This is a genomic window from Paenibacillus sp. 2003 (assembly GCF_031455635.1).
GTDB lineage: Bacteria > Bacillota > Bacilli > Paenibacillales > Paenibacillaceae > Paenibacillus > Paenibacillus amylolyticus_B.
The window spans coordinates 382380-394120 of the sequence record NZ_JAVDTB010000003.1 but is presented as its reverse complement, the minus strand read 5'-3'; the positions used below and the strand labels follow the sequence as shown (position 1 = coordinate 394120).

Here is an 11741-nt window from a genome sequence, read left to right as displayed (position 1 = left end):
GTCATGCTCATGACGTATAGGACGGCCCCTTCGTATGTTTTTAGTCCGAAGGAATAATCTGATTCGTCGCGGCCGGCGGCCTTATCCGATTTTCCCAGCCGGAAGAACCTTCAGCCCTTGATGTACTGCACCCAGCAAACGGTGAGTCGGATCACAGCCGTACTCCCAGAACATGATCCCGGCCAGACCTTGATCCTTTACGTAATCACATTTGCATTGGATCGATTCTTCATCATCATAAGATATGAGGCTGGACCCATTAAACAGAAACGGTGCACAGGCTTCTTCATCCCAATAACGAATGAAGCCATTCTTGTTAATGTACTTCGCTTCCAGCTCGGCAAATGACGGACCGTAGCCGCCTGTGCTACCAGCCATTTGATGGAGCCCGTGGTTTCGGTCAGGAACCTCATTCCAGATTCGGGAATAGAACGCAGCTCCGATCACAATCTTCTCCTTCGGGACACCAGCGCGAACAAACAGGGCCACGGAAGCATCCGTACTAATTCGAAACAGATCTCCTGTTGGCGTGTACAGATTCGTATGGTGTCCGGTCAGAACCTGAAAACCGCCGCGCATATCATAGGTCATCAACTGCACGTAGTCCAGGTACTGCTGCACCTCGGCCATTTCTGTACCATCAACGTAGTATTGATCAGCCCCTGCTGCAATGGTGAGCAGATAATGACGGCCATCCTCTTCTCCCTTGGCACTCAGTGCCTTCCGCATTGTCTTGAGAAGTAAGGTGAAATTCCGTTTATCATCTGGGCTGGATGCGATACCAGCTTCACCGTAACAAGGATATTCCCAGTCCAGATCGATCCCGTCAAAAGGATATTCCTCCAGCGCCCTAAACGCCGATGCAGCCATGCTGTCCCTTCCCGCCTGGGTTGAGGCGGCTTCGGAAAAACCGCCAGCGCTCCATCCACCTACAGACAACAGCACTGTAAGATTTGGATGCTCCCGCTTGATGTTCTGGATCACATGGCCATTTTTTAAATGCTCGGTAGTGATTGCATCATTCTTGACATGTCCGAAGGCTATGTTCAGATGTGTTAACTTCGACAGATCCTCATGTGTCATGTCAGGAAGAACTGAATCAACGGCATAACCCGCAGCAATATATTTCATCACTCTCTTCACTCCGATCCAATCGATGATTGAGATATCGCAGCAGCAATCTGCAAGGCTTCCTTCCCGGTACCAATCTTGTACCCGGAAGCCGAATAACGAACTTGATGCAGAGTATCCAGCACAAACAGATGTGGATAACCCGCTTCATAAGCCGCAGGCTTCGAATTGAAGCCTGACAAGGAAGCATAACTGGAATCTCGTACAAAAACCGTACGTACAGGCAGCTTTGGATAACCAACAGGGTCAAAAGAAGCGTTCCATTCCATATCTCCGATCATGAGTACGATTGGTATACCCAGCTTATCCAGCGGCTCTGCCAGCTCGCACAGTTCACGAATCAGATGTTTGGTCGGTTCCCGCTCCGGTTCAATCCAGGCAGCGATGGCACCCTCCGATCCCAGAAGTTCCTCCAGTTCTACCTCTGAACCATCCAGACGGGTCAGTATACTTCCTGGTGCCAGTTTACCCAGTACAGGAATATCAACCTCAGTCTCGCGATAAGACAAGACAACCTCAGTGGTATCTCCAGCGCTCACGGTAAAGTAAACGAATCGTACTTTTGCCGTTCCATCTTTCAGCCTAACGCCTGTCGTTAAGCGATAAGCTCCTGCCTCAACCTCATATGGCTCACTATAGACATCCGTACTGCCATAAGGATAAATCAACGTCTTGTAGACGCCATCTTCCAGAAGGGCAAACGAGAAATTTTCGAAATAAGATGCTTCAGGTGTATCCTGCGTAACCTTTATATCCCTATGAAGATGGAGCATTCCCCAGCTTGTGCTCTTCTGAGTTTGAGGTGAGGTGAGACTTAACACTGCATCCTCCCAGCCTTTGCCACTTAGATACTGTGGTTTCTGTGCGCTGGGATGTAATCGGGCCGGAATACCCAAACTGCGACATACAGCCACAAACAAAATATCCAGCGACTGAGAGTCTCCCTTCATTAGACTAAACGTCCCTATTGGATTCCCTTTGCCTTTTAGATTAGGAAGATCTTCATAGTATTCATATTGCTGTTCCAGCATTCGGGCAAGTGTCGAGGGATTCTCCCTGAACGCTGCCGCCTCATCTGCCGAAAAGGCATTGTGGAATACACCTCGATAAGGGACCAGCATCTCATAGGAAATCCGCGGACACAGGATGTATCTCACAAATGTATCTTCCGCCCAAGATCCTTGCTGCGAGAGCGCACCGATCAGATGATCATCCAGCGTCTGGCGAAAAGTATCAATTAAATCTTTTTCATTCATCGACTCCAGCAACCGGAGCGGCCACTCACCGTATGGATTGGAACGTGCCTCTAGGAAAGCTGCAATTTCCTGACTGTTCCCCCGTGCCTTGCGGAGAACATCCCACACACGTACCGAGGGCAGTCCAACCTTTTTAGCCAGCGAGACAGCTTCCTCCTCACTCAGGAACGTGTCCTCATACTCGCTCCGGGTCTGCGATCCTTCCTCCAGACGACGATTATGAATCTCAATCTTCTCTTCCGGTAATGCAACCACGACCTCTCCCTCCCTTTCCGGAGGAGGAACCATATCGAAATCTGCAATCCCTGTAGGCTGCTCTGATGAGTTCAGCACAAGCTCTATAACCTTGTTTTCCTGAGCCTTAAATAGGATCTCACTCCACTTGCCGCCGCTGACCGCACGAATCAAAAGGTCACCACAGCCAGTCTTAAAGGTCGCTTCCCCTTGTGCATCCGTCCTAATTTCGGCAATCGGATAGAATTCAGCCGTATTGTACAGCTCAAAACGAACACTCGCGCCGGGTACGGGCTCTCCCTGTTCATTTTTCACCTTCACATAGATGTTGCGTGTGGGCGCATAGTTCTCAAGCAAATTAATTTCCGTAAATCCCTTTTCCGAGAGCGTAATATCCTCTGGTCCGGGATAGTCGGCATAGATCCTTGTATTAATCAGCATGGCCCTGCGGGCTGGCGGGGTGAACCACCCCTGGTTCAGACGGGCTTCAGGCTCACATGCCCCGATGTAATACCATTGACCATCTGCCCAGGCTTCTACCCAAGCATGGTTACTGTCACAGTGAGCCCAGCGCGGTGTATAGACCTGACGGGCAGGTATACCGATGCTGCGAAGAGCGGCCACCGCCAGCGTGGATTCTTCGCCGCATCGACCACGAGCATTCCGGATCATCGTCAGCGGTGATATCGTGCGCAGATCACTGCCAATATAGGTCGCTTTCTCATGACACCAGTAATTGGTCTCCAGAATGGCATCAGCCATGGATAACTTCGCTGTCCGCTCGGCTAATTCGTCATAGATCAAACCGCGGAAATCTTCAATATTTTCCGTATTTATGCGATAAGGCAGTACAAAATGAAGGAACAAATGATCAGGAACGCGTTCTCCCCAAGGCACACGTTTGCGAGTGTCCAAAGCCCGTCGCACATGACTTAAGAACAAGTCCCCGTTATAATCAGCCATGTCGTTTACCGGCATATAGGCATAGACAACCTTCAACGCCCATGCCTCTTCATGCGTTAGCTCCTGCTGAAAAACATGAAACAATTCCGATTTGCGAGCCTCTGCAAAACGTACCTTCTCCTGGAACTTCTGCTCGATTCTCTCCAATGACTGTGCATCAAGGGAAAATACCAAGGTTTGGCTGGTCATTGCGTTATCACTCCTTCCACAGCTTTCCGTCTTCCCGAATACAGATCAAGGCCGTTCCGTCCGAAGACGGCGCAGTAATCTGGAACAGGCTGCGAGTCGTTTCAATAACAGGCTCACAGCTCCATGATTCCTCACCCATAAGCAGCTTCACATCCTGTGTAAATTCACCATGGGTTTCATAATAATTGCGTTCACGGTAGTAGAGCCTGCGAAGCTCCCATTTGATTCGTTCGTCTTCTGGCAACTCAAACGACTGATCCGTTTCGTCATCCGAGAACACAACATAACCCCATAACTCCGGGTAATGCATGTTGATAATACCCATAGGTGACCACACCCAGTTGTCCTCCGGATAAGGGTTGCCCGTATCTGGATTCAGCACCTTGCGGTATTCACCGTCCTGTACCTCGGTCTGCCACTCCACACGCGAGAAGTTGACGCGCCAGAATTCACCTGGTGCAGGTGGACGGTTTCCTTCGGCACATTCCTTTAGACTGGTCCAGGGAATTGCGACTTCAACGCTCCATTTCCGGTTATCCGCCCCAGGATTGTTCAGTTCACCATCAATATATACGGCCGTCTTGAGACCGTTAATATCCCAACCGTTAACCGGAGGCCCACCATCCCGATACGGCTTCACTAATAACAGGTCCCATACGGTATTGAGCGCATTGATCTCGAACTCATAATATTGATGGGAATCCCCGTCGGGATCGATAAAAATCTCAAAGTCATTGTCATAAAAAATAACGGAATCACGCTCAGTCAGGGTAGCCCAGATCTGATCTTCAATCAGCTCGGCAGCAAAATAGAAATAGTCGTCATCCCACAGCATTTTTACCCGTGTCTGTTTCTCTGGCTTCGGACGAAGATCACCTTCGATATCAACGAAATCCTCCGTCCAATGAGCCGCATTCCAAAATGCCTTATCCACACGACCGTCTAACACCAACGGTTCCTGCGCACGCTTGCATATATAATGTTTGGGAGCATACTCAATCCTGGGTTCTGGCACTCCACTTCTGTTCATGTCACTCTCTCCAATTCGTAAGGGAGGGCATGCATCTACCAGCACACGCCCTCCCCGTAATGGTTAGTTATGGGTGACAACGGCTCCAGAGCCGCCGTACATTTCCAGCTCCTCATTGAATTCGAGCTTAAGAACGGTCACCTGTTCATGCGTGTCCTCCGGGGTCATCTTGATCCACGTTGTCCCCGGGATATTGAACCAAGGCACGCCCCCATGAATCTCATGATTAAGCTCTTTGCCCGAATGCAGCACGGTAATTTTCTTGATCGGATTGCAAAGACCCTTGATGCACACATTCTCTTTTGGATCGTCATACACAAACAGGTACAGCGTCTTTCGATCCTCGGATACGGTGCTTCCCCCCAGATAATAGCGAGGCATAATGCCTTCACCCGTGCCGAAGACGGCCTCTTCATGGGTTCGGATCCAAGCTCCCAGTCCAAGCAGAATATCCTCCTGCCTCTGATCGATGGTGCCATCTTCACGCGGACCGATATCCAGCAACATATTACCGCCCATGGAAATGCAGTCACAGAACATTCGAATGATCTGATTTAACGACTTGTATTTATGATCTGTTGGCACATAACCCCATGATGTGTTGATTGTGGTGCAGAATTCCCAGGGTCCCTCCGGTCTTGTAATCGGAATGCCCTGCTCAGGCGTTTTGTAATCCCCATAACCTTGAAGGCGGGAGTTGATGATGATATCCGGGTTAAAAGATTGCAGATAATGCTTGAACTCCGGCAGATTCCACTGTTGGGCGCTCCGTTCCCAGTCCCCATCAAACCACAGCAGATCCACCTTTCCGTAATTTGTTAAAATCTCTCCCAGTTGATGGTTATTAAATTGCAGGAACTTCTGCCACTTTGCCTGATCCTGAACGCCGTCCACAGGACTTGAATGCCGGTTGACACTACTGAGATCCTCCGGTACTTTTCCACCTTCATACACGCTAGGATAATCCGGGTGTGACCAATCAATGAGCGAGAAATACATCCCCAGATGAATGCCCTTTTCCCGAATCGCTTCCGCATATTCCTTCACAATGTCACGATTTGCTGGTGTCTGTTTGACAACATTGAGATCGCTATATTGCGTATCCCATAACGCAACGCCATCATGATGCTTCGTTGTCAATACGGCATACCGGGCACCAGACTTCTCAATCAGGTCCGCCCACTTTTCCGCATTAAATTCCGATGCCGTAAAACCATCCAACTGTTTCATATATTCTTCATGGGATATCCTGCCATTATAGAAGGACCAGGATTCCGCAACCCCGTCCACCGCGTAGATGCCATAGTGGATGAATATCCCCAGTTTGGCTTCTTCAAACCATTTCTGCATAACGGTCCACCTCCCCCGAGAATTCTTATATGCGAAAAATTTAATGCAGCTAACATTATTGAAGCTAACTGCTGTCTTTCTGCATGGGATGTACCTCGATAGGCTTTATTGCCCCGAATTCCAGCGGTCATATGCCCCCTGATACAGTTCGATGATACGGTCACTGCCCATTTTCTTCATCTGTGCAATGTACTTATCCCAGTTCTCAAGTGGTTCCTGGCCGGTCACAAACTTCGCTTCCATCTGTTTAACGTACGTATCCAGGTCAGACAATAGAGCGGTTGCTTCGCTTTGCTCTTCATTCGTCAAATAAACGTTAGGAAATGGTGCTTTTCCGATAGGTACCAACTTCTCTTGATTCTGCTGGTCAATCCACTCATCAAATTCGGTGCGAAGACCCTTCGCTACTTCGGGATCATTAATGCCCGGTGTCAAGATACCAAAGTTCGGAGTGATTTTACCGCGGTATTCCTCACGATCCCCACCCCCAGGAACGGGGAGCCACTCTTTTACGTGATTTTCCTTGTCTTTGAATTGCCATAACACTCCTTCCGGACCTTGATTGAACAGAGTCGCACCTTCATAGCTGTACAAGTAATCGATCCATCGCATCGTCGCCTCAGGTGACGGGTTACTGCTCGTAATAGCAAAGGTACCGCGAGCCGACATACCCGGGTGTTTGCCGTATACCGGGGAGTCTGCCACTTCGCTCTTCACGGGTGTCATCAGCGGATGATCCGTGCTCGGTTCACCGCCGAGCGTGAAGTATGGATGGTAATCGTTGAACAGTGCAAGTTTGTTGCTTTCACCTTTTGCTTTTTTCTGATCGCCTGTTTGAGAGAAGGTCTCATGATCCAGCAAATCTTCCTTCCACAAGCGATTCATGAATGTCAGATACCCTTTATAACCTTCTTCTTGATAAGGGTAGTGAACTTTTCCGTCCTTATCAGAATAGATGCCTTCGTTGTACATTCCCCAGAAGCCGAAGAAAAACATGCGAAGATCATCCAGTTTTACAGAAGTCAGCGGAATTTCATCTTGCTGGCCATTGCCATTAGGATCTTCTTCTTTTACACGCTTGAGATACGTATACAATTCTTCCGTGGTCTTAGGCTCTTCAACGTTAAGTGCCTTCAAGAATTCCCCGTTGTACCACATTGGGCCTCTATACCACACGGCGGCTTTATCAATGAATGGGAGTGCATACATATGTCCATCAGGTGTTGTAAATGATTTGCGGACATCCGGGTTCTCATCGAGAATCTTTTTGATATTCGGGGCGTAACCCTCGTCAATGTATTTTTCCAACGGGATCAGAATGCCCTGACTGCCATATGTCACCTGCTCGGCTGGCTTGAGGTCCGCAGCATAGAACATATCGGGCAAGTCTCCGCTCGCGAAAACCAGATTTTTCTTCGTTTCAAAGCTGTCGATTGGTGAGAGCTGGTACTCCAGCTTGATGCCCGACAGTTTCTCCATTTCTTGCAGCACAGGCATCGTGCTCCAATCGGCTACGCCCGCATCCTGGGACATGACCTTTAACGTTAGCGTTTTGTCTACAATGGGGAAACCTTCTTTTTTGACCCCCTCTACTTTGGAGGTCGTGCTTCCGTCTTCATTGGTTGAACCACAAGCTGCAAGCAATGTTGCGAATAAGGTGAGACAGAGTGTAATGGATGAAGCCTTGCGAAGCTTTTTCATAACAACAACTCCCCTTGTTTAATGTGGTATATGGATTAAGATCATCCCTTAACGGAACCGATCATAACACCCTGTACAAAGTAACGCTGGAGGAATGGATACACTGCAATGACTGGTAGGGTGGCAACAATAATGACAGCATATTTGACCAGTGCAGCGATCTCCGCTTTGGTATTCATCGCCGTTGCTGAAGACGTATCGATAGCGCCTCCCCCTTGAGCAGCCATTTCCTGAAGCACCAGAATCTGGCGCAGAAAGAGCTGCAGCGGGTACTTGGAAGAATCATTCAGATAGATCATGGCACTAAAATAGCTGTTCCAGTGTCCGACTCCATAGAAGAGCGCCATCACTGCAATGATTGGCATGGAAAGCGGGAGCACAATCTTGATGAACAACCGGGTGTTGGTACACCCATCAATATGCGCCGCTTCCTGTAACTCCTTGGGAATGGTCGATTGGAAGAACGTCCGGCATACGATAATATTCCAGATGGATGCAGCCCCGGGCAGAATAAGTGCCCACATGCTGTTCACCATACCAAGATCCTTGACCAGCAGGTAACTTGGGACAAGCCCTCCGCCGAAGAACATCGTTACCATAAACATTGCCATGAAGAATCCACGTCCCACAAAGTCCGAGCGGCTGAGCGCATAGGCTGCCGGTAGTGTAACAATCAGGTTAACGATGGTGCCTACAACGGTATAGATAATCGTATTTTTGTACCCAATCCAGATGTTGGTGTTCTCAAACACCCGGGCGTAACCTTCAAACGTAATCCCTTTTGGTAGTAACCACATCTCACCGGAGGCTACATATTTGGGATCACTGATTGAAGCACTGATGATGTATAACAGCGGATACAGCACAATGACGAGCGCTACCGTCAGATAGATGTAATTGCACAATAAGAACAATTTATCACTTCTGCTTTCTTTCACAGCGGATGACATGTGTATTCCCTCCTTTTACCATAGGCTGTTTTCACTGGTACGGCGTGCAATCTGATTCACGGTAATAAGCAGAATCGCATTAACTACAGAGTTGAACAATCCCACCGCCGTAGAGAAACTGTACTGTGCATCGACCAGACCGGACCGATAGACAAATGTTGAGATGACATCGGACGAGCCCATGTTCAGCGGATTTTGCAGCAGCAGGATTTTCTCAAATCCGACGCCCAGAATACTGCCCATATTCAGAATTAACAAGATGGTGATCGTAGGGATGATCGCTGGAATGTTAATATGCAAAATCCGTTTAAACCGGCTCGCACCATCCACCACAGCCGCTTCATGCAGTTGCGGGTCCACACCCGATAGAGCGGCAAGGTATATAATGGTGCCCCAGCCTGCACTTTGCCAGACTCCCGACAGTACATACACTGTCTTGAACCACGCAGGGTCCGTCAGGAATTGAGGTGCCTGGAATCCAAGAGCCTGTACCAAATTGACAATCATGCCTGACGAGGGTGATAAAAAGGTAATGATCATCCCCGACATCACAACGACCGAAATGAAATGCGGTGCATACGTGACGGTCTGCACAGTACGCTTGAAGAAGGAATCCTTCACTTCATTGAACGCTAACGCAAGAATAATCGGCAGTGGAAAACCTATAGCCAGCTCATACAAGCTGATGCTAAGGGTGTTCCATAATAAATCCCAGAAATAATACGAATTGAAGAAACGGATGAAATGATCAAATCCGACCCATGGGCTTCCTGTGACACCAAGCGTTGGGATAAAGTTTTTAAATGCAATTTGTATGCCGTACATCGGACCATAATGGAATATCAGAAAATATAGAAAGGCTGGTGCAATAAACAGATACAACTCCCAGTTCCGAATCGTCCTTCTCCATAATTTATTTTTCTTACTGCTCGGATTGGTGTATACCGATAAGTTTTGCGATAAGGCGGACTTCCCATCTGGTTGCATCAGTTGTTTCCTCCTTTTTTGGTAACGCTTACATACCGAGTTTATGGTTCATTGCCTAATTCGTAAATATGCCATTTCAATCTTCACTTCTAAAATCACGGAATATACTGTTACAACGGGGGTTTACACTTTTGTTGCCAGCTTGTCATTGTCATTTCGGGGTTGTAAAACATGTAGAATTTGACCTTTTTCCCTCCTGTAGTTGTCATTGAGAGTTTCATCACATGAACTTGAAAGATGTCAGATCCGAACTTAGGTTAGAAAACAGACCTTAAAGTCAAAACCCACATATACGCATGGGACACGGTATTGATGTCTACAGCCATCATACTTTAATGTAATATTATCTGTCATATATCTTTCGCACATTACAAACCTATAATGGCTTGCCTTTATTCTATATTTCTCCTCCCTCTTTCGTATATATGTTGTTTTTATCTTTGGCTTTAGGATACATAAACGCTTATAAACACTGGAAGTATGGAATCATATATGTAGATTTTGCACAAGGTGTGGAATCTGAAAACAGTAGATATTTCGGAAAAGACCATTAAAAAAAGCCATTCCGCTAACAGGAACTGGCTTTACATCCTAAGCAGATATCCATTTCTTTATAAAAAAACGACAGGATTATTTACACTGAATGTAATATAAATGATCATATGAAAACCTGGGTAAAGTTTCAACTCAAATAAAAAACGACTCTCCATACATGTATGGAGAGTCGTTTTGAAGATACACATCCGTTTTAACCATGTTCAGTTGTAGGGTTTTCAGTGAATTTACTTACCAGAAGGTTGAGCTTCTGCTGTATACCCTGTTGGGATATCCGTTTCTGCAGTCACATTTGTGATAACCATCGGATACATCATGTCTGGATCAGGTTGAATAATGGAATAAAGCACAATCGCGCGTCCATCCTTCTCCAACTTCACATCATCAATCTTCAATCCATAACCAGGGTGTGGCATTTCAGCACTGAGTTTAACTTTGGTTGTTTTGTCATCAACCTTGGTCGTTGTTACTTCAGGTACAATCGCTTGTTGGCCTTCACCTGGATTGGTTGGAGTTGGCTCTGCTGAGCCGCCATTGCCGTGTTTATCCACAAATTCGAGTGCATTAAAGATCATGCTTGCAGCCTCCATACGGGTAAGCGACTGATCTGGACGGAAATTCCCGTCCTTATCCAGTTCAATGATGTTCATGTTCAGCAGGTTCTGGACTGCAGATATGGCGTCCTTACCGATTTTATTTTCGTCCTTAACAAGATTATACTTCATGATGACCGGATAATTCCCGGTTGTGTTAATCCCTTCATGTAGCAAAATGACAAACAGTTCACGCGTCATCTTGCCCTGTGGGTTCACTTCAACCGGAATGGACAGTCCATTCTGAGTAGCGGCCTGCACCGCATCGGCATACCACGTATCCGGACTGATTTTATTCTGAGCGGATGCTTCCGCAAATTCATTTTTTAGACCAAATGCGTTCACAATCAGTTGAACACCCTGAGGCTCGGACAATGCAAGATCTGGACGGAACAGATCCGCTGTTACTCCGTTAACAATGCCTTTTGATTTCAATGAATCCACAACCGACTTCTGACCTTCATCCTTCACATCTGTAAAAGCAAATACCGATGCACCTCCTGCTGTCAAAGAAACGCAGAGTGCAAGCGTTGCAGCCAATCCTTTTTTATGTTTCATTTCCTGGCACCTCCATATGATTAGTAAAGCCTATTTTTTACCTCTTCATTCCTACAGACGGGATACCCTCAGAAAATGTTTCAGTAATTTCGACATGTGGTGAATACAACACGGGAACACGGCATAGAACTCTTCTCCGTCGTAGCTAATCCGATTCACCTACGGTTTGCTAACTGGCTTCGTTGACATCCCATCGGATTAGCGCAAAAATAAGAATAGAGAAATCCATCGGATGACGGATAAA

The 11741-nt window shown here is 47.3% G+C and carries 8 protein-coding genes; all 8 read right to left on the bottom strand.

The window, feature by feature from the left end; all coding sequences use genetic code 11:
* Positions 1-81 precede the first annotated feature (81 nt).
* Complete coding sequence (locus J2X75_RS17180) at positions 82-1134, bottom strand: glycoside hydrolase family 18 protein (RefSeq protein WP_310338148.1); 1053 nt, start codon at positions 1132-1134, stop codon at positions 82-84.
* Between the two features lie 5 nt (positions 1135-1139).
* Entirely contained in the window at positions 1140-3773 is a 2634-nt protein-coding gene (locus J2X75_RS17175) for a transglutaminase domain-containing protein (protein ID WP_310338146.1), read from the bottom strand.
* Between the two features lie 7 nt (positions 3774-3780).
* Entirely contained in the window at positions 3781-4803 is a 1023-nt protein-coding gene (locus J2X75_RS17170) for a carbohydrate-binding family 9-like protein (protein ID WP_310338143.1), read from the bottom strand.
* Between the two features lie 63 nt (positions 4804-4866).
* Complete coding sequence (locus tag J2X75_RS17165) at positions 4867-6153, bottom strand: alpha-L-fucosidase (protein ID WP_310338140.1); 1287 nt, start codon at positions 6151-6153, stop codon at positions 4867-4869.
* 105 nt (positions 6154-6258) lie between these two features.
* Entirely contained in the window at positions 6259-7854 is a 1596-nt protein-coding gene (locus J2X75_RS17160) for an extracellular solute-binding protein (protein ID WP_091015558.1), read from the bottom strand.
* A gap of 41 nt (positions 7855-7895) precedes the next feature.
* Entirely contained in the window at positions 7896-8804 is a 909-nt protein-coding gene (locus tag J2X75_RS17155) for a carbohydrate ABC transporter permease (protein WP_036668765.1), read from the bottom strand.
* Positions 8805-8819: 15 nt separating this feature from the next.
* Positions 8820-9791, bottom strand: a complete 972-nt coding sequence (locus J2X75_RS17150; RefSeq protein ID WP_036668763.1) for an ABC transporter permease — start codon at positions 9789-9791, stop codon at positions 8820-8822.
* Positions 9792-10573: 782 nt separating this feature from the next.
* Complete coding sequence (locus J2X75_RS17145) at positions 10574-11497, bottom strand: S-layer homology domain-containing protein (RefSeq protein WP_091015562.1); 924 nt, start codon at positions 11495-11497, stop codon at positions 10574-10576.
* Positions 11498-11741 lie beyond the last annotated feature (244 nt).